Genomic DNA, 21,293 nt, shown 5'->3' on the forward strand with positions numbered 1-21,293 from the left:
GTCCAATTTATTATAGAGCCTAAATAATGATAGCTATTTAGAGTGATTCGTACTTAACTAAGTTTAAAGTGCGAATTATTTTAAATAGCTATTTTTATTCTATATAATTAAAAGGGGTAACTATTAAGCACTTTTTTAATCGTATAACATATATTTAGTTCGTATAAAAATTATGAATTTTCAAAAGTTACAAATCAGTTAAATTTTCATTTTATAATTTTAATAATTGATAATTTTTTTAAGAACTTATGAAACTAAAGGGGAATTTCTTGACAATTCTACTGGTTTATAAGATGTTATATGTATGTAGTGTATAAGGAGGCAAACAAGATGACTGAAGAATTCAATGAATCAATGATTAATGATATTAAAGAAGGTGACAAAGTCACTGGTGAGGTTCAACAAGTTGAAGACAAACAAGTCGTAGTTCATATTAATGGTGGCAAATTCAATGGAATCATTCCAATTAGCCAACTTTCAACTCATCATATTGAGAACCCAAGTGAGGTAGTTAAACAAGGTGATGAAATTGAAGCATATGTTACTAAAATCGAAGTTGATGAAGAAAATGACTCAGGTGCTTATATTCTTTCAAAACGTCAACTTGAAACTGAAAAATCATATGAATATTTACAAGAAAAACTTGATAATGACGAAATAATTGAGGCTAAAGTTACAGAAGTAGTTAAAGGTGGCCTGGTTGTAGATGTAGGTCAACGCGGTTTTGTACCAGCTTCACTAATTTCAACTGATTTCATTGAAGATTTCTCTGTATTCGATGGACAAACTATTCGCATTAAAGTAGAAGAATTAGATCCTGAAAATAATAGAGTCATTTTAAGCCGTAAAGCAGTAGAGCAAGCTGAAAATGATGTGAAAAAAGCTTCTTTATTAGAATCACTTAATGCTGGTGATGTTATTAAAGGTAAAGTCGCTCGTCTAACTAACTTTGGTGCTTTTGTTGATATCGGTGGCGTAGATGGTTTAGTCCACGTTTCTGAATTATCTCATGAACATGTTGATTCTCCAGAAGATGTAGTTTCTGTAGGTCAAGAGGTAGATGTAAAAGTTAAGTCTGTAGAAAAAGATGCTGAACGTATTTCACTTTCTATCAAAGATACTTTACCTACACCATTTGAAAGCATTAAAGGACAATTTCATGAAGAAGATGTTATTGAAGGTAAAGTTGTGCGTTTAGCTAACTTCGGTGCTTTCGTTGAAATTGCTCCAGGTGTTCAAGGTTTAGTGCATATTTCAGAAATTGCTCATGAACATATTGGCACACCAGGTGAAAAACTTGAGCCAGGACAACAAGTTAATGTTAAAATTTTAGGTATAGATGAAGAAAATGAACGTATCTCACTTTCAATTAAAGCTACATTACCTAAAGAAGACGTTGTTGAGAGCGATGATGCTACAACTCAATCTTATTTAAGTAATGATTCAAATGAAGACAATCCAACATTAGGTGATGTCTTTGGCGATAAATTTAAAGACTTAAAATTTTAATCTCAAGTTATCATACAAACTCATTCCCAATTAAAGTTTAAGACTTTAATTGGGAATTTTCATTTTCTCACAATTTAATGGATTATAATGGTAATTAATTTATGAAATGTAGCGAGATTTATTGTTTTAAAAACCATATTTTTGCTTAACTTACATACTTTGTTTGAAATAAGTAGGTCATATGATAAAATTATAGAGATTTTAGAAAGAGAGGAAGTTAGCTTATGACGAAACCTATTGTAGCTATTGTAGGTAGGCCTAATGTAGGGAAATCTACAATATTTAATAGAGTAGTAGGTGAACGTGTTTCAATTGTCGAAGACACACCTGGTGTTACACGTGATAGAATTTATTCATCAGGCGAATGGTTAACACATGAATTTAATATTATTGATACTGGTGGAATAGAAATAGGAGATGCTCCATTTCAAACTCAAATAAGAGCACAAGCTGAAATCGCAATTGATGAAGCAGATGTCATTATCTTTATGGTGAATGTTCGAGAAGGTTTAACCCAAAGTGATGAAATGGTTGCACAGATGCTATATAAATCTAAAAAGCCTGTTGTATTGGCCGTTAATAAAGTAGATAACCCTGAAATGAGAAATGACATTTTTGACTTTTACTCATTAGGTTTTGGAGATCCATATCCAATATCAGGATCACACGGCTTAGGTTTAGGGGATTTATTAGATGAGGTAGTTAAGCACTTTAATGAAGAAACTGAAGATCCATATGATGAAGATACTATAAGACTATCGATAATCGGTCGTCCTAATGTAGGAAAATCTAGTTTAGTAAATGCAATTCTTGGTGAAGAACGCGTTATTGTATCAAACGTTGCAGGAACTACTAGAGATGCTGTTGATACTGAATACAGTTATGATGGACAAGATTATGTTTTAATAGATACAGCAGGTATGCGTAAAAAAGGGAAAGTGTATGAATCAACTGAAAAATATTCAGTACTACGTGCACTTAAAGCAATTGAACGATCTAATGTAGTCTTGATTGTAATCGATGCTGAGGAAGGTATAATCGAGCAAGATAAACGTGTTGCAGGATATGCTCATGAAGAAGGTAAAGCAGTTGTCATTGTAGTGAATAAATGGGACACAGTTGACAAAGATAGTAACACAATGAAGAAATTTGCTGATGATGTCAGAAATCAGTTCCAATTTTTAGATTATGCTCAAATTGCTTTTGTTTCTGCTAAGGAAGGCACTCGTTTACGCACGTTATTCCCATATATTAATGAAGCAAGCGAAAACCATAAAAAACGTGTTCAAAGTTCTACTTTAAATGAAGTTGTCACTGACGCTATATCTATGAATCCTACGCCAACTGATAAAGGCCGTCGTTTGAATGTATTCTATACTACACAAGTAGCTATCGAGCCTCCAACATTTGTTGTATTCGTTAATGATGTCGAACTAATGCATTTTTCTTACAAACGTTACCTTGAAAATCAAATTCGTCATGCATTTGGTTTTGAAGGAACACCTATTCACATCATTCCAAGAAGAAGAAACTAAGAAGGAGATAAAACTATGACTAAAATTACTGTTTTTGGTATGGGAAGTTTTGGTACTGCATTAGCTAATGTATTAGCTGAGAATGGACATACTGTTTTAATGTGGGGAAAAAATGAAGATAGTGTGAAAGAATTAAATGATCACCATCAAAATAAACGCTATCTAAAAGATGTCGTTTTAAATAGTAGTATTAAAGCAACTAGTGATATTAAAGAAGCCGTGAATTTTACTGATATATATTTAATGGCTCTACCAACTAAAGCAATGCGCGAAGTTACAAGTGAAATTGATAATTTAATTGATACTAAGAAAACTTTTATACATGTTGCAAAAGGAATAGAAAATAATACATTCAAACGTGTTTCAGAAATGATTGAAGATTCAATTTCAGAAGAACACAATGGTGGTATCGGTGTTTTATCAGGTCCTAGTCACGCAGAAGAAGTAGTGATTAAACAACCAACTACAGTCGCCGCATCATCAAAAGATGAAAAAGTTAGCAAACTGATTCAAGATTTATTTATGAATGATTATTTACGTGTATACACTAATAATGATTTAGTCGGTGTTGAACTAGGAGGAGCATTAAAAAATATCATTGCAGTTGCGAGTGGTATTGTAGCCGGCATGGGCTATGGTGATAATGCTAAAGCTGCTTTAATGACACGAGGTTTAGCTGAAATAAGCAGATTAGGTGAAAAATTAGGTGCTGATCCAATGACATTTTTAGGTCTTGGTGGTATTGGAGATCTAATTGTTACTTGTACATCAACGCATTCACGTAATTACACTTTAGGATTTAAATTAGGACAAGGCCAAACGATGGATGAAGCTTTAAATGAAATGAATATGGTAGTAGAAGGGATTTATACTACTAATTCTGTATACCATTTAGCTAAACAACAAAATGTTGATATGCCTATAACTAATGCACTTTACAAGGTTTTATTCGAAGATAATCCGGTTAAAGACAGTGTTAAAGATTTAATGGGAAGAGATAAAAAATCTGAATAAAGTGTAATATTACTCATTATCAAAAATTTTTCGCAGATTTGTACATAAAATACTGATATTTCAGTGTTTTAAGTGCATAAATTATTGCGGTAACATTAATTGTTGTGTTAAAGTCATAGCATAATGATATAAAGATATCATTATCATTCATCTGGAGGTGAACTCATAATGAATAAAACTGATTTAATTAATGCAGTTGCAGAACAAGCTGATTTAACTAAAAAAGAAGCTGGTTCAGCTGTAGATGCTGTTTTCGAATCAATCCAACAATCACTTTCTAAAGGTGAAAAAGTTCAATTAATTGGTTTCGGAAACTTTGAGGTTCGTGAACGTGCTGCACGTAAAGGACGTAACCCTCAAACAGGTAAAGAAATTGAAATTCCTGCAAGTAAAGTTCCAGCATTTAAAGCTGGTAAAGCATTAAAAGATGCTGTTAAATAATTTACTTAAAAGCCCTATAAAGGGCTTTTTTTTATACATAAATCATTATAGAGAATTAATGCATATAATTTATTACTATATTATGAAAGTTGTTATTCCTTAATAGCTTTTCTATTCAATAAATAAAGTAATTGTAACGTTAAGTCACTATATTTTATTTTTATTCATATAATGTTAAGATGTATAGTGATAATAACGTGAGGTGTGAACATGGAAAGAACTATAAGCAAATTAAATAGACAAATTAATCAAAAGCTTAAGGGAATTCATGACTATGAAGCTATTAACATAAACTCTAGATTGGGTGAATTATTAGATTGTTATGATATTCCTGAGAATGCTAAACTTGCTTGCCTCACTATCGATACTTCAATGAAACACCTTGATGAAATTACTCAAAATCAAAAGTCAAAGAAATCTATTTTGATTGGTGATTTGCTAAGTGCTCATTTTTATACGTTGTTAGCTGAAATAAATGATCCAACTTTTCAATTAGCAATGAGTAAAGCAATCGTTAAATCTAATGAATTAAAATCATCATTACATCATCAAGTAATAGAAACTGAAGATATCTATGATGCAATTATTGAAATAGAAACAATTTTCCCATATATAACTTTGTCTCATTTCAGTAAAGAACAAGTAACCCCTTTAAATTTGTATCAAAAATTAATTCCTGAGGTTGATGATTACTATCCACCTTACCTTAAAATGTATCAAGCCGCTGATGTACATCAGTTTTTAAAAGATATCAATCAAAGTTATATAGAGAAAAGTAGAGGTAATATTAATGGCTGAAAATAATGCAAAAAAAGAACAAGTTCATACAGTCTTCCAAAATATTTCAAGTAAATATGATCGTTTAAATAACATAATTAGTTTCGAACAACACAAAGTATGGCGTAAACATGTAATGAAAGATATGCACGTTAAAGTTGGTAGTAAAGCACTTGATGTTTGTTGTGGTACCGCTGATTGGACAATAGCCTTAAGTAAAGCAGTTGGTGCTCATGGTGAGGTGACAGGTTTAGACTTTAGTGAAAACATGTTAGAAGTTGGTAAAGAAAAAACTAAACACATGAACAATATTCATTTAGTTCATGGCGATGCAATGAATTTACCGTTTGAAGATAATTCATTTGATTATGTAACTATTGGTTTCGGTCTACGTAACGTACCTGATTATTTAGTTGCATTAAAAGAAATGAACAGAGTCTTAAAGCCAGGTGGAATGATTGTTTGTCTGGAAACAAGTCAACCAACAATGCCTGTGTTTAAACAAGTTTATAAATTGTACTTTAAATTTGTAATGCCAGTATTTGGTAAATTATTTGCCAAATCAAAAGAAGAATATGAATGGTTACAACAATCTACGTTCGATTTTCCAGATAAGGATAAGTTAAAACAATTGTTTGAACAAGCTGGCTTTAATAAAATTAAAATCCGTAGCTTTACAGGTGGCGTTGCTGCAATGCATCTAGGCTATAAACAAAAAAGTTCGACTAAATAAAAGGTGATTAACGTGGCAAAGTTAAACATGAATAGCGAGATAAAAAATGTAGAAAAACGCCTTCAAAAAGCTATTGAAAGCAATGATCCAATATTACGTGAAGCCTCATCACACTTGCTTTCTTCAGGGGGCAAAAGAGTTAGACCTGCATTTGTTATATTAAGTAGTCAATTCGGTCCACAAAAGAAAACAGAAGACACGTATCGCGTCGCAGTTGCATTAGAGTTAATTCATATGGCAACGCTCGTTCATGATGATGTTATAGATAAGAGTGACAAACGACGTGGACGATTAACCATAGTAAAAAAATGGGATGTTACTACTGCAATACTAACTGGAAACTTTCTACTAGCATTAGGACTGGAACATTTATCTGAAATTCGTGACAATCGAATTCATCACATAATTTCAAATTCAATTGTAAATGTAGGACTTGGTGAGTTATTCCAATTTCAAGATCAATTTAATAGCGAACAAAGTATTACTAACTATCTGAGACGTATCAATAGGAAAACAGCATTATTAATTCAGCTAGCAACTGAAGTAGGAGCAATTACTTCAGAAGCTAATGATGAAACCATTCGAAAACTTAAAATGATTGGTCATTATATTGGTATGAGTTTCCAAATAGTAGATGATATTTTGGATTTCACTAGCACTGAAAAGAAACTTGGCAAACCAGTTGGTAGTGATTTAATGAATGGACATATAACGTTACCAGTTTTACTTGAAATGAAAAAAGATACGTCATTTAAGAAAAAAATTGCTGCACTAAATCATCAATCTGAATCTCAAGAGTTTAAACCTCTAATTGAACAGATTAGAAATTCTTATAGTATTAAAGAATCAAAAGCAATTAGTGATAAATATTTAGCTAAGGCGCTTAAGTTAATTGATGAACTTGATGAACCCAATGCTCAAAGTCTTTTTATTAAATTAATAAAGAAAATGGGATCACGTAGTGTTTAGAATGAAAAAATATTGAAAGCGCTTTAACAACCTGTTACTATTGAATAGTAGCAGGTTGTTTGTTACACAAGATTACTATACATAAATAAGCATTTATATTTTAAGTCTTAAATTAATCAGACTTAATTCACAGGGGGATCAATTACGATGGAAAGAACTTTCTTAATGATTAAACCAGATGCAGTACAACGTAATTTAGTGGGAGAAATTATTTCACGTATTGAAAGAAAAGGGTTAAAACTTGTCGGTGCTAAATTAATGACAGTTCCTCAATCTCTAGCTGAAGAACACTATTCTGAACATACTGACAAGCCATTCTATGGTAAATTAATTTCATTTATTACTTCAGCACCTGTTTTTGCGATGGTTGTCGAAGGTGAAGACGCTGTAGATGTATCAAGACATATTATAGGTAAAACAAATCCTTCTGAAGCTACACCAGGTTCTATAAGAGGAGATTTAGGTTTAACAGTAGGAAGAAACGTAATTCATGGTTCTGATTCAGTTGAATCAGCACAAAGAGAGATTAATTTATGGTTCAAAGAAGAGGAATTAAGTAGCTACGAAGCACCTAGAGATACTTGGTTATACGAATAGTAAATTCAAATATTTAATAAGCGTTTACAATTCAAATTAGCTTTAGTTGATTGAAATAAATAATTTCTCAAATTTAGCATATATCTTTTTAGTCAACATTTTAAAGGTAGGACAATGAATTCAAAATGAATTCTGTCCTACCTTCTTTTTTTAATTTGAATATATAATCACTAATCTATCGTTTGATAATTATTAAAATATTCTAATAAATTAAAAAAATAACTGTAGCACACTAGTTATGTTATAAGGTTGAATGTGATATGATAACACATATCACAATTTAACGTAGTAAAGGGAAAGGAGCGTATTCTCATGAGATATTTAACATCTGGAGAATCACATGGTCCTCAATTAACAGTAATTATTGAAGGTGTGCCTGCTAATTTAGAAATTAAAGCGGAAGATATAAATAAAGAAATGTTTAAACGTCAAGGTGGCTACGGTAGAGGACGTCGTATGCAAATTGAAAAAGATGCAGTAGAGATTGTATCAGGAGTCAGAAATGGATATACACTTGGTAGTCCAATTACGATTGTTGTCACAAATGATGATTTCACACATTGGAGAAATATTATGGGAATTGAGCCTATTTCTGATGAAGAAAGAGATAATATGAAACGTACGATTACAAAACCCCGTCCTGGACACGCAGATTTAATCGGTGGTATGAAATATAATCATAGAGATTTAAGAAATGTTTTAGAACGTTCATCGGCTCGAGAGACAGCAGCACGTGTTGCAGTAGGTGCAGTATCTAAAATTCTTCTAGAACAATTAGACATTCACATGTATAGTCGTGTTGTTGAAATTGGTGGTATTAAAGATGAAGGTTTATATGATACTGAAACATTCAAACAAAATATTGATAAGAATGACGTACGTGTAATTGATGAAACGATCGCTCAAAAAATGAGAGATAAAATTGATGCTGCTAAAAAAGATGGCGATTCCATTGGTGGTGTTGTTCAAGTTATGGTTGAAAATATGCCTGTTGCAGTCGGTAGTTATGTGCAATATGATCGTAAATTAGATGGTCGTATAGCACAAGGTGTTGTAAGTATTAACGCATTTAAAGGAGTAAGCTTCGGTGAAGGATTCAAAGCTGCTGAAAAACCAGGTAGCGAAATTCAAGACGAAATTTTATATGATAATGAAATTGGATTCTATAGAGGCTCCAATCATTTAGGTGGCTTTGAAGGTGGAATGACAAATGGTATGCCGATTATTGTTAATGGTGTTATGAAGCCAATTCCTACTTTATATAAACCACTTAATTCCGTTGATATTAATACTAAAGAAGACTTTAAAGCCACGATTGAACGTTCTGACAGTTGTGCAGTACCTGCAGCAAGTGTTGTTTGTGAACATGTTGTTGCTTTTGAGATTGCTAAAGCCATTACAGAAGAGTTTCAATCCAATCATATCGATCAGCTAAAAGCCCAAATTGATGAACGAAGACGCCTTAATATTGAATTTTAATAAAATATTAGGTAAGGAACGAGGTATTTCATATGCAATTACAAACAACCTATCCAAATAATAATTATCCAATTATAGTTGAACATAATGCTTTCGAGGAGTTATCTGAATATATACAAGACTATGATAAAGTGTTTCTTATCATTGATGAGTACGTCGATTTTAACTTTAAAACTAAGTTTACACCGTTACTTGAATCAACACATATATATAAGATTATAGTTCCAGCTGGTGAGAAGATGAAGACGTTTGAACATTATCAACAAACGCTAGAACACCTTCTTGAATACAATTTAACACGTAATACTTGTTTAGTTGCGATAGGTGGCGGTGCTACTGGAGATTTCACTGGATTTCTTGCTTCATCTTTATTAAGGGGTGTTGATTTCATACAAGTACCTACAACAATACTTGCCCATGACTCTAGCGTGGGAGGTAAAGTAGGGATTAATTCCATTCACGGTAAAAATTTAATTGGCGCATTTTATAGACCGAAAGCTGTGATATACGATTTAAATTTCTTAGCAACATTGCCTTATGACGAAATACTAAGTGGGTATGCTGAAGTTTACAAGCATGCACTATTAACAGGTCAAGTTGCAGTAGATGACATTGAAAAACACTTCTCCACAAAAGAAAAACTACAATCTTTGAATGATATAGATCAGTTTATCTTCAAAGGAATCAAAGCTAAACTAAACGTCATCATTAAAGATGAAAAAGAGCACAATATGCGAAAGTATTTAAATTTAGGACATACATTCGGTCATGCCGTTGAGTACAAGACTAAAATACCACATGGTCATGCTGTTATGATTGGAATTATTTACCAATTTATAGTTGCTAATACTTTACTCGATACACAATTCGACATCTCATATTATGCTAACTATTTAAAGAAACTTAATTATCCAGTTCAAATTGTTCAGCAATTAAACTTTGATGATATGTATCACTATATGTTAACTGATAAGAAAAATAATGGTGAAGGTATTCAAATGGTATTACTAGAAAAACTTGGAAAACCACGAGTATGTCACGTTGAAAAAACTATATTAATAAAAGCATTTAACGATTTACAACTAGTATTAAAGTAGGTGGATTACAGTATGTCAAATGATCAAATGATAGATATAAAAGGGCCTTTAATTGGAGAAATTGAAGTGCCCGGAGACAAGTCAATGACCCATCGAGCGATTATGTTAGCGTCTTTAGCAACTGGTCAATTGACTATATATAAGCCTCTTTTGGGCGAAGATTGTTTACGCACAATAGAAATATTTAAATTATTAGGTGTTAACATACAGCTTGCTGAAGAAAAGATTATAGTTGATTCACCTGGTTATAATAAATTTAAAACACCACATCAAACACTATATACTGGAAATTCTGGTACTACAACACGATTATTAGCTGGTTTACTAAGTGGGCTCAATCTAAATTGCGTTTTGTCCGGTGATGCTTCTATAGGTAAGCGACCTATGGATAGAATAATGAAGCCACTCAGATTAATGGGGGCAAATATTACTGGCATTGATGATAATTTTACACCATTAATTATTAAACCCGCATCAATTAATGGTATTACCTATAAAATGGAAGTGGCCAGTGCACAAGTCAAAAGTGCATTATTGTTTGCAAGTCTATTTTCTAATGACAGTTCTAAAATTACTGAGTTAGATGTAAGTCGAAATCATACTGAAACAATGTTTGAACATTTTAATATTCCGATTAGCATTTCTGGTAAAGAAATTACTACTCAACCAAATGCTATCGAACATATAAAAGCTAAAGATTTTTATGTGCCTGGTGATATCTCTTCAGCAGCATTCTTTATAGTGGCAGCACTTATTACTCCTGGTAGTGATATTACAATTCATAATGTTGGCATCAATCCGACTCGTTCAGGTATTATAGATATCGTTAAACAAATGGAAGGAAATATTGAATGTTTAAATATCACAGATACATCAGAACCTACTGCATCAATCCGTGTTAAATACACACCAAACTTAAACCCTGTTCTTATTGAAGGTGATATAGTTCCAAAAGCTATTGACGAGTTACCAATTATTGCACTATTGTGTACACAAGCAAGTGGTACTAGTATTATTAAAGATGCAGAAGAATTAAAAGTGAAAGAAACTAATCGAATTGATACGACTGCAGACATGCTCGGTTTATTGGGGTTTGAATTGCAGCCCACTGATGACGGACTTATTATTCATCCTTCAGAATTTAAAAAACCAGCAACCGTAGATAGTTTAACAGATCACCGAATAGGGATGATGTTAGCTATTGCATCATTATTAAGTGATGAACCACTGACTATCCGTCAGTTTGATGCAGTAAATGTATCGTTCCCAGGTTTCCTTCCTAAATTAATGCTTTTAGAAAATGAGGGATAAAACAGTATGGAAGATATCTATAAATTAATAGACGATATCAATCTTCAAAAATTAGATAATTTAGATTCTCGTGTAAATGATGCTTTAACTTCTAATAATGACGATGCCTTATTTATTCTTGGTGAAACCCTATATAATTTTGGTTTAACACCTCAAGGTCTAGAGGTATTTAGAACTTTATATCATAAATATCCAGATGAAAGTGAATTACTTATATATTTTATTGAAGGTCTAATGTCAGAGAATCAAACTGATGAAGCATTAGAATATTTAAGTCAAGTTGCAATATCAACAGAAAAATTAATGTTAGAGGCTGATTTATATCAGCAAATTAATATGACAGAAGTTGCCATTGATAAGCTAATTGAAGCTAGGGAATTAGAGCCAAATGATCCAATCATCCATTTCGCATTAGCTGAGATGCTATATTTTGATGGTCAATATTTGCGTGCTACACGTGAATATGAAGTCGTATTAGATACGGGTGAATATGAAGTGAATGGTATTAATTTATTTGCTCGTATGGCAGATTGTGCATTACAAAGTGGTAACTATAGTGATGCGATTAATCTATATGATGAAATTAATGAAGATGAAATGACTTCTGAAGATTTCTTCAAAAAAGCAATCGCGTATGAAAAAAATGATATCACTCATGAAGCCATTAAAATTACTAAGAACCTTCTATCGAAAGATCCGGATTTTATTCAAGGATATTTCTATTTACAATCACTTTATGAAAATGAAAAAAATTATCCTGATGCCATTGAGACCGGCAAAGAGGGGTTACGTTTAAATCAATTTTATAAAGAATTGATGGTTTCAACAGGAAGTTTAGAAATTGAACATGGTGATGCAAATGAAGGTGTTGAATTACTAAAACAAGCACTTGAAGTGGACAATGCTTATCATGAACCTTTATTAATTTTGAGTGATTTGTTCCGAAATGAAGAAGATTATGAAGCAATCATCGCATTGCTATCATATGTGGATGAAGATGATTTGGACCCTGTATTCATGTGGCATTTAGCTCATGCATTTGGCCAAGAAGAACGTGATAAAGAAGCACAACATTTCTTTGAACTAGCTTATCCAACAATGAAAACTCAAAGCGCTTTCTTAAGTGACTATTACTATTATTTAATCGAAATAGGTTATAAAGAAAAAGCGAAAACAATATTACAACAATTATTAGAAATGGACCCTAGTAATGAGACATGGCAAGAAGAAGCCAATCGTCTTGACTATTAATGTAGGTGATTCTTTTGACTCAAACACTTACACAAATGAAACAAAGTTATATTGAATATGCTTTGTTTCATTATCATTTTAAATCAAGAATCAGCGTGTGGATTTTAAATTATATTAAATCTCATACCGAGTTACTTGAACATGTACATTTTGTAAATCAAAGAATATTTAACCATAAAACGTTAGAACTTGCATTAACAAATACAGATGCACCTGCAATTAGATTAGTTAAAAATAATCACTTACTTATCAATACAAATGAGATATTCGAATACGTAACAACTCACCATAACGACTTCGATATTCTTATTCATTTTTCAGACCAACACTCGATAGATTTTAGATTCAATGATTTAATTATTCATCAATTAATGTACTCTCCTCAGTACACGGCTTATCTAAACACAATTTACAATTTATCTCTCGATTCTACAAAAGTGCATTCGCTAGTAGAGCACTTACGACATAATATAGATTTAAGCTTACAACTTAATGATCGAGAACAATTTTACCAATTAACACAGATTTTAGAAGTCTTTGAAAACCGATAAAGTCACAAAGGAATTTAATCACATGCTTACATTAAAACAGATGTGGGAGTTAACCTTATATCGCCACTCTTGCTTAATCTTTTTACTTATTTGCAACATACTCGGTACCTTATATGGATTTATTTGGTATGGTGATCAATTAGTTAAAACACCTTGGTATTTCTTGCCATTTATACCAGATAGCCCAATCGCTTCACTTTTTTTGTGTATTGTTATTATTTGTCTCATTTTTAATAAGCATATCCCATTTGTAGAGGCGCTTGCATTCGTAACCTTACTTAAATATGGACTTTGGGCAGTAATAATGAATATTCTCATGATTAATCTAGATCATAACTTAACCATAATGAATGTTTTTTTGATTATGAGTCATGGTATTATGGCGATTCAAGCTATTTATTTCTATCCTCGTTTGAAAATTAGGATTAGTGGGCTATTAGTGGCAATGATCTGGGTTTTTAACAATGACTATATGGATTATGTTTTAAATAAGTATCCGTACTATGATTTTATTGAACAGCACAAAGAGATGGTAGGCTATATTGCTTTCTGGCTAAGTGTTTTTGCACTAAGTTTATATTATAATTTACAAAAAATCTTATCGGTTAAATTATTTGATTAAATACTAGATAGTCAGTAGAATATGATTAAAGGAGAGTGGAATTATTGTCTATAATGTCTTATATAATATATATCGTCATTATTATGCTCATTCCTATGTGGGCACAACACAAAGTAAAATCTAACTATGAAAAATATGCACAAGTAAGATCAACAAGTGGTAAAACTGGTCGCGAGGTAGCAGAAGAAATACTTCATGCAAATGGTATTTATGATGTTGACGTAGTAAAGGGTGAAGGTTTCTTAACAGACCACTATGATCCTAAAAAGAAAGTTGTTTGTTTATCTCCTGCAAACTTCGATAGACCTTCAGTAGCTGGTACAGCTATTGCTGCACACGAAGTTGGACATGCGATTCAACATCAACAAGGGTATGCATTTTTAAGATTTAGAAGTGCATTAGTACCACTAGCTAATTTAGGTAGTTCATTAAGTTACATGATTATCATGTTAGGTATCATCTTAACAGCTATGGGTAGTGCGTTTGGCTCAACAGCCTTATGGATTGGTGCTGGTTTAATGTCACTTGCAGTCTTATTCTCAATCGTAACTTTACCTGTTGAATTTGACGCAAGTTCAAGAGCAATGAAACAAATAACTGCATTAAACATTGTAAATGAAAAAGAATATAAACATGCTAAAAAGGTTCTTTCAGCCGCTGCAATGACTTATGTTGCTGCTACAGCGACAGCTGTTGCAGAACTAGTAAGAATTATACTAATCGCTAGAGCAAGTGATAATTAATAAAGTTAGGATTATAGGTATAAAAACAATGATATAAAAACTACTTTAAATTTTTAGTAGTTATTTAAAACTTTGAATGTTCAAGTACCAAAATTTTTAACTTTAGATATCCTTATAAGAGAGTAGAACAATGAATTCAAGATGAATTCTGTTCTGCTCCTTTTTTAATTTCTAAATATAGCAGTATGATTTAAAATATAGTCTGTTCTTTTTATATTCATAAAATGCATGATTTTTTAATATGATATATACTAAATAAGAGTTAATAATAAAGGAGAAAGTGATCATAATGAAATCTATGAAAGAAATGCAAAATGAAGTGGATGCGTACATTGGACAATTCAAAGCTGGTTATTTTTCTCCACTGGCAAATTTAGCACGTTTAACAGAAGAAGTTGGAGAACTTGCTAGAGAGATAAACCACTATCATGGTGAAAAGAAAAAGAAAGAAACTGAAGAAGATAATACAATTAAAGCTGAATTAGGAGACAATTTATTTGTTTTACTTTGTATAGCTAATTCATTAGATATTGATATGACTGAAAGTTTTAATGAAACAATGGAAAAGTTCAACACTAGAGATAAAAATCGTTTTGAACGCAAATAAATATAAGCAAGAGGAGGATAGATTTTCATGAAAATAGGTATCACATGTTATCCATCTATGGGCGGTTCTGGTATTATTGCTACTGAGTTAGGAATAAAAATGGCAGAAAGAGGCCATGAAGTACATTTTATAACTTCCAATATTCCTTTTAGAATACGTAAACCTTTACCTAATATTACTTTTCATCAAGTTGAAGTAAATCAATATGCCGTCTTTCAATATCCTCCATATGATATTACTTTGAGTACTAAAATTTCAGAAGTTATAAAGGAATATGATTTAGATGTATTACACATGCACTATGCAGTACCTCATGCAGTTTGTGGGATTTTAGCACGTCAAATGTCTGGAAAAGATATTAAAATAATGACCACGTTACACGGTACTGATATCACAGTGCTAGGTTACGACCACTCACTCAAAGGCGCCATTAAATTTGGTATTGAACAAAGTGATATTGTTACGAGTGTAAGTCACTCTTTAGCACATCAAACTAAATCAATCATTGAAACCGAGAAAGAAATTGTTCCTATTTATAATTTTGTGCGTGAAAATGAATTTCCAACGCGTCATGATGAAATGCTTAAAGAAGTATATGGTATTAAACCTGATGAAAAGGTACTTATACATGTATCTAATTTTAGAAAAGTGAAGCGCATAGATACTATATTAGAGACATTTGCTAAAGTTCATAAAAACATACCTAGTAAATTAATCTTGTTAGGAGACGGTCCTGAATTATTAGACATGAGAAAGTTAGCGCGTCACTTAGGTATCGATAGTGATGTACTATTCTTAGGCAAGCAAGATCAAGTTAGTGAATTTTACCAAATGTCTGATTTAGTACTTCTATTAAGTGAAAAAGAAAGCTTTGGATTAACTTTGCTTGAGGCAATGAAAACAGGAGTAGTGCCGATAGGTTCTAATGCTGGTGGTATTAAAGAGGTTATTAAACATGATGAGACTGGTTTCATTGTGGATATAGGAGATAGCACTAGTGCAAGTGAGTATGCGTTACAACTGCTTTCAAATAAAGAATTATATAATAAAATGCAAACTGCTATGTTAAAGGATATTGATGAACGATTTGGTTCAGAATTAATAACTGATCAATATGAACACTACTATAGAAAAATGTTAAATCAAAAAGAGGATTAGTATGGGAACAGAACTATTTAATCAAGCAAAACCCATTTTAGAAAAAATAGAACAACATGGATTCGAAGCATATTTCGTTGGTGGATCGGTGAGAGATTACTTAATGAACAGACCCATTCACGACATCGATATTACTACTAGTGCTACACCAGATGAAATAGAATCAATATTTGACAAGACTATCCCAATAGGGAGAGAACATGGCACTATAAATGTCGTGTATCAAGGAACAAATTATGAAGTAACAACCTTCAGAGCTGAAGCAGAGTATGTTGATCATCGTAGACCTAGTGAAGTCTATTTCGTGCGTGATTTAAAAGAAGATTTACAACGTCGTGACTTTACAATTAATGCAATTGCTATGGATAAAAATTTTAATATTTATGACTATTTTGACGGTGATGTAGCATTGAATCAACATATTATTAAAACTGTTGGTGATGCTAAAGAACGGTTTAAAGAGGATGCATTACGCATTTTAAGAGGATTACGCTTTCAATCCCAATTGAATTTTACTATAGAAGATGATACTTTTGAGGCGATGAAACATCATATCGCAGATGTAGAACATTTATCTATAGAACGCATTGTCGTGGAATTAAAAAAATTAATTAAAGGTCAAAATGTAAGCCAAAGCTACTCAAACCTAATAGATTTGAATTTCTTTAATTATGTACCTTTCTTTAGAAGTCTTGATATGAAGCAAACTAAAGTTAATTCACCAATAAGCTTTGAATTATGGTTAGCAATATTAATGACTGTTGAACAAACAAACACTTCACTTTCTGACTTAAATATAAGCAACAATGAGAAAACTAAAATCAATCAATATCATAAAATAATGTTAGAGATGCCTCATGTTTCATCTAAAGATCAATTAAAATTGTTCGTTTATGACTATGGTATGAATACTATTTTAGATATCATTGCTATTAATTCAATACTTGAAGACAATAACATTAAAGTAGCCTCTCCGTTAATATTTAATCTTCAATCAATAAAAGAAATTGATCAACATTTACCTATTAGAAGTCGTAGAGAACTAAATATTAATGGTGGAGATATACTTAGAATTACGTCTAAAAAAAGTGGCCCTTGGCTGAAAGAAGTTCTTAGACAAATAGAAATTGATGTGTTAATAAATAAAGTTCCAAATTTAAAAGATGAATTATTGAAGTGGGTGAAAGAGAATGTCAAAATATAGTCAAGATGTTATACGTATGCTATATATGCATCAATCTGAATATATTTCGGGACAATATATTGCTGATCAGCTAAATATCTCTAGAGCAGCTGTTAAAAAAGTCATTGATCAATTAAAAAAAGATGGTTGCAATATCGAATCTATCAATCATAAAGGCCACCAATTAAATGAACTCCCAGATAGTTGGTATAATGGTATCGTATCTTATATTTTAAAAAATTCACAACTAGCTTCAGAGATAAAAGTATTTGAAAGTGTTGAATCAACTCAGATTATTGCTAAGCAAGAATTGGTAGATAATAATAAGTCTATGATTATATTAAGTGACGAACAAACAAAAGGAAGAGGTCGATTTAATCGTAATTGGGCTTCTTCAAAAGGAAAAGGCTTATGGATGTCTCTAGTATTGCGTCCAAATGTACCTTTTTCAATGATTCCAAAATTTAACTTGTTTGTTGCTTTAGGAATTAGGGATGCAATACAATCTTTCACGAATGATAAAGTAGAAATTAAATGGCCGAACGATATCTATATTGCTGATAAAAAAGTATGTGGTTTTTTAACTGAAATGATAGCAAATTACGATTCAATTGACGCTATTATTTGCGGTATAGGTATTAATTTAAACCACAATGGCAGTGATTTCTCTGATGATATTAAACAGAGAGCAACAAGCATTCGTTTACATAGTAATAATAAAATTAATCGATACTCATTTTTAGAAAAGCTCATTTCATCAATCGAGAAACGATATTCACAATTTTTAACAAAGCCTTTTACAGAAATTCGAAATGAGTATATTGAAGCCTCAAATATATGGCAACGCCAATTGCGTTTCACTGAAAACGACAAACAATTTACAGGTGAAGCAATCGATATTGATGACGATGGTTTCTTAATAGTTAGAGACGAAAATAATGAAGTTAGACGCCTTATTAGTGCGGATATAGATATATAATGCGAATGACATGAAGATAAGGAGAGTTAGTTATGGGACACACAAGTTATGCAGTTGTAGATCTAGAGACAACTGGCAATCAACTTGATTATGATGAAATTATACAAATTGGTATTACTTTTGTAAGTAACAATAAAATATCTGGGACTTATCATTCTATGATTCGTACTGATTTGGAAATTCCTCCATTCATCCAAGCGTTGACTTCTATTGAAGATACCATGTTAGAGCAAGCCCCTTATTTTCATGAAATTGCACAAGAAATTTACAAACAATTGAAAGATTGTGTGTTCGTTGCTCATAATGTTGATTTTGACTTAAATTTTATAAAAAAGGCCTTTCAAAACTGTAATATAGATTTTGAACCAAAAAAGGTGCTGGATACGTTAGAATTATTTAAAATTGCTTATCCTACAGATAAGAGTTATCAACTTAGTGAATTAGCAGAGGCACACGACATACCCTTAGACAACGCACATAGGGCTGATGAAGACGCTACTACTACTGCATTACTAATGATTAAAGCCTTTCAAAAGTTCGAACAACTACCAATAGATACATTAAAACAACTCTATTATTTAAGTAAAAATTTAAAATATGACTTATTTAATGTCTTGTTTGAAATGGTACGTCAACATGAAAATTCACCTTTAGATAATCAATACGGTCAATTCGAACAAATAATTTATAAAAAGCAAATTGATTTAAAAGCGCCTAAAACAACATTTAATGGATCACTTAAAGATTTGTATAGTGAAGTTGTTAGTTCACTTAATCTAACATATCGTCCACAACAACTATATTTATCTGAAATCATCCTAGAGCAACTCATGCACAATGATAAAGCTATGATTGAAGCACCTTTAGGTAGTGGAAAGTCATTGGCATATCTTTTGGCAGCTTTGATGTATAACATTGAAACTGGACGTCATGTCATGATTTCGACTAACACTAAACTGTTACAAAATCAACTTTTGCTAAAAGATATTCCGAGTATCAATCAAGCACTAAACTTTAAAATTAATGCCACGCTTATAAAAAGTAAATCTGAATACATTTCACTTGGCTTAATTAGTCAGATTTTGAAAGATGAAACTACCAACTATGAAGTTAATATTTTAAAAATGCAATTATTGACCTGGATTATCGAAACAGAAACTGGGGATATTCAAGATTTAAATCTTAAAGGTGGTCAGAAAATGTATTTTGACCAAAAGATTGAAACTTATGTACCAGTTAGACATGATATACATTATTACAATTACATCAAACGAAATGCACATCATATTCAAATCGGAATCACTAATCATGCACATCTCATACACTCAGACCAAGAAAATTCAATTTATCAACTTTTCGATGATTGTATAATTGATGAGGCACATCGTTTACCTGACTATGCATTAAACCAAGTCACTAATGAACTCGATTATTCAGATTTAAAATACCAACTTGGTTTAATAGGAAAAAATGAAAATGAAAAATTATTAAAAGCGATTGATAAACTAGAACAACAACGAATTTTAGAACGTTTAGATATTGCACCGATTGATGTATTTGGCTTAAAAATGAATATATCAGAAATACATGATTTAAATGAGCGTCTATTTAATCATATATTCGAAATCATTCAAAACTCTGACGTTCATGATGATGATATACATCGACACCATTATGTATTTGAATTTGATTCAACTCAGATACTTAAAGATTTGCATTTGATTGTTGATAAGATAAATAAGACATTAGAAATTTTTAATGGTATGACGCACAAAACGATTAAGACTTTACGCAAACAACTTTTATATATTAATGATACTTATCGAAGTATAGAGCAGAGTTTAAAAGATAAACATACTGCCTACTTATCCATTAGGAATCTAACTCAAAAGTCAACTATTAAATTGATTGTTAAAGATTATGCAGTTCGTGATATTTTAACGACTCGCGTTTTAGATAAATTTAATTCATTAACATTTATTTCTGGAACATTGACGTTTAATCATAAGTTTGATGCCTTTAAAAATTGGTTTAAGGAAGATGTGCATTTTAACACGTATCAAGTTCCATCGACACTATCTAATCGCACGAATACGAACGTGTTTATTCCTAGTGATGTTAGTTCTTATAACTTCAAAAATATCGATGATTACGTAGCATCTATAGTGGATTATATTCAAGAGTATGTAATAAATACTGATTCGAAATGTTTAGTGTTATTTACAAGCTACCGTATGATGCACATGGTACAAGAGTTATTAAATGAATTACCCACTTTTGAAGACTATGTAGTACTTACACAACAACAAAATCAAAACTATAAAATTGTTCAACAATTTAATAATTTTGATAAGACAATTTTGCTTGGCACATCAACGTTTTTCGAAGGTTTTGATTATCAAGCTAAAGGTATTAAATGTGTTATGATAGCTAAACTTCCATTTATGAATAAATACAATACTAAACATTGGCTTATGGATTCTGAATTTGATTCTACCTTTAAGGACTATGTTTTACCCGACGCAGTTACTCGTTTTAGACAAGGTTTAGGTCGTTTAATTCGCAATGAAGATGATCAAGGGTTGATTGTCTCTTTTGATGATCGACTTGTAAGCAGTAACTATAAAAACTTTTTTGCTCAAACTTTAGAAAATTATAAGCAAAAAAAGGGCGACATTAAACAATTCAGCAAACTTGTTAACAAAATCCAACATAATATTGATGCCAATATATGATT

The 21,293-nt window shown here is 31.6% G+C and carries 20 protein-coding genes; all 20 read left to right on the plus strand.

Annotation, left to right across the window (positions count from 1 at the left end; translation table 11 throughout):
• Window positions 1-330 precede the first annotated feature (330 nt).
• The 20 genes from rpsA (at window position 331) to F1592_RS05040 (ending at window position 21,291) form a co-directional block, all read left to right on the plus strand.
• A complete protein-coding gene (rpsA, locus tag F1592_RS04945) occupies window positions 331-1,509 on the plus strand; it encodes a 30S ribosomal protein S1 (RefSeq protein WP_149809363.1) in 1,179 nt (392 codons plus the stop codon).
• Window positions 1,510-1,733: 224 nt separating this feature from the next.
• On the plus strand, window positions 1,734-3,044 hold the full coding sequence (gene der / locus F1592_RS04950; protein ID WP_037537049.1) for a ribosome biogenesis GTPase Der: 1,311 nt from the start codon (window positions 1,734-1,736) through the stop codon (window positions 3,042-3,044).
• A gap of 15 nt (window positions 3,045-3,059) precedes the next feature.
• The gene (locus F1592_RS04955; RefSeq protein WP_053017259.1) at window positions 3,060-4,058 is read left to right on the plus strand and encodes an NAD(P)H-dependent glycerol-3-phosphate dehydrogenase; all 999 of its coding nucleotides are present in this window, start codon (window positions 3,060-3,062) and stop codon (window positions 4,056-4,058) included.
• A gap of 168 nt (window positions 4,059-4,226) precedes the next feature.
• Window positions 4,227-4,499, plus strand: coding sequence for an HU family DNA-binding protein (locus F1592_RS04960; RefSeq protein WP_011275733.1), 273 nt, complete (start codon window positions 4,227-4,229; stop codon window positions 4,497-4,499).
• 210 nt (window positions 4,500-4,709) lie between these two features.
• Window positions 4,710-5,297 (plus strand): heptaprenyl diphosphate synthase component 1, encoded by a 588-nt coding sequence (locus F1592_RS04965; RefSeq protein ID WP_053017258.1) that lies wholly within the window; start codon window positions 4,710-4,712, stop codon window positions 5,295-5,297.
• On the plus strand, window positions 5,290-6,009 hold the full coding sequence (locus F1592_RS04970; protein WP_053017257.1) for a demethylmenaquinone methyltransferase: 720 nt from the start codon (window positions 5,290-5,292) through the stop codon (window positions 6,007-6,009). The genes F1592_RS04965 and F1592_RS04970 overlap by 8 nt, the downstream gene beginning before the upstream one ends.
• 12 nt (window positions 6,010-6,021) lie before the next feature.
• Window positions 6,022-6,978 (plus strand): polyprenyl synthetase family protein, encoded by a 957-nt coding sequence (locus tag F1592_RS04975; RefSeq protein ID WP_011275739.1) that lies wholly within the window; start codon window positions 6,022-6,024, stop codon window positions 6,976-6,978.
• Between the two features lie 147 nt (window positions 6,979-7,125).
• Window positions 7,126-7,575 (plus strand): nucleoside-diphosphate kinase, encoded by a 450-nt coding sequence (gene ndk, locus F1592_RS04980; RefSeq protein WP_037537054.1) that lies wholly within the window; start codon window positions 7,126-7,128, stop codon window positions 7,573-7,575.
• A gap of 312 nt (window positions 7,576-7,887) precedes the next feature.
• Entirely contained in the window at window positions 7,888-9,054 is a 1,167-nt protein-coding gene (gene aroC / locus F1592_RS04985) for a chorismate synthase (protein ID WP_037537055.1), read from the plus strand.
• A 32-nt stretch (window positions 9,055-9,086) separates the two neighbouring features.
• Window positions 9,087-10,151, plus strand: coding sequence for a 3-dehydroquinate synthase (gene aroB / locus F1592_RS04990; RefSeq protein WP_053017256.1), 1,065 nt, complete (start codon window positions 9,087-9,089; stop codon window positions 10,149-10,151).
• A 12-nt stretch (window positions 10,152-10,163) separates the two neighbouring features.
• Window positions 10,164-11,462, plus strand: a complete 1,299-nt coding sequence (aroA, locus tag F1592_RS04995) for a 3-phosphoshikimate 1-carboxyvinyltransferase (RefSeq protein WP_053017255.1) — start codon at window positions 10,164-10,166, stop codon at window positions 11,460-11,462.
• A 6-nt stretch (window positions 11,463-11,468) separates the two neighbouring features.
• Window positions 11,469-12,713 carry a tetratricopeptide repeat protein gene (locus tag F1592_RS05000; protein ID WP_053017254.1) on the plus strand — a complete coding sequence of 415 codons (1,245 nt, stop codon included), beginning with the start codon at window positions 11,469-11,471 and terminating at the stop codon, window positions 12,711-12,713.
• Between the two features lie 14 nt (window positions 12,714-12,727).
• Window positions 12,728-13,264, plus strand: coding sequence for a YpiB family protein (locus tag F1592_RS05005; protein WP_053017253.1), 537 nt, complete (start codon window positions 12,728-12,730; stop codon window positions 13,262-13,264).
• A gap of 22 nt (window positions 13,265-13,286) precedes the next feature.
• Window positions 13,287-13,886 (plus strand): DUF1405 domain-containing protein, encoded by a 600-nt coding sequence (locus tag F1592_RS05010; protein WP_053017252.1) that lies wholly within the window; start codon window positions 13,287-13,289, stop codon window positions 13,884-13,886.
• A 44-nt stretch (window positions 13,887-13,930) separates the two neighbouring features.
• Entirely contained in the window at window positions 13,931-14,629 is a 699-nt protein-coding gene (locus F1592_RS05015) for a zinc metallopeptidase (RefSeq protein ID WP_029376682.1), read from the plus strand.
• 289 nt (window positions 14,630-14,918) lie between these two features.
• Window positions 14,919-15,236 carry a nucleotide pyrophosphohydrolase gene (locus F1592_RS05020; RefSeq protein WP_011275748.1) on the plus strand — a complete coding sequence of 106 codons (318 nt, stop codon included), beginning with the start codon at window positions 14,919-14,921 and terminating at the stop codon, window positions 15,234-15,236.
• A 27-nt stretch (window positions 15,237-15,263) separates the two neighbouring features.
• Window positions 15,264-16,394 carry an N-acetyl-alpha-D-glucosaminyl L-malate synthase BshA gene (gene bshA, locus F1592_RS05025; protein ID WP_149809362.1) on the plus strand — a complete coding sequence of 377 codons (1,131 nt, stop codon included), beginning with the start codon at window positions 15,264-15,266 and terminating at the stop codon, window positions 16,392-16,394.
• A gap of 1 nt (window position 16,395) precedes the next feature.
• Window positions 16,396-17,598, plus strand: a complete 1,203-nt coding sequence (locus tag F1592_RS05030) for a CCA tRNA nucleotidyltransferase (RefSeq protein ID WP_053017250.1) — start codon at window positions 16,396-16,398, stop codon at window positions 17,596-17,598.
• Complete coding sequence (locus F1592_RS05035) at window positions 17,585-18,556, plus strand: biotin--[acetyl-CoA-carboxylase] ligase (RefSeq protein WP_053017249.1); 972 nt, start codon at window positions 17,585-17,587, stop codon at window positions 18,554-18,556. Before F1592_RS05030 ends, F1592_RS05035 begins: the two co-directional genes overlap by 14 nt.
• Before the next feature lie 32 nt (window positions 18,557-18,588).
• Window positions 18,589-21,291: a helicase C-terminal domain-containing protein gene (locus F1592_RS05040; RefSeq protein WP_149809361.1), complete on the plus strand. Its 2,703-nt coding sequence runs from the start codon at window positions 18,589-18,591 to the stop codon at window positions 21,289-21,291.
• Window positions 21,292-21,293 lie beyond the last annotated feature (2 nt).

The sequence above is a fragment of the Staphylococcus sp. GDX7P312P genome (assembly GCF_008385775.1).
Lineage (GTDB): Bacteria > Bacillota > Bacilli > Staphylococcales > Staphylococcaceae > Staphylococcus > Staphylococcus haemolyticus.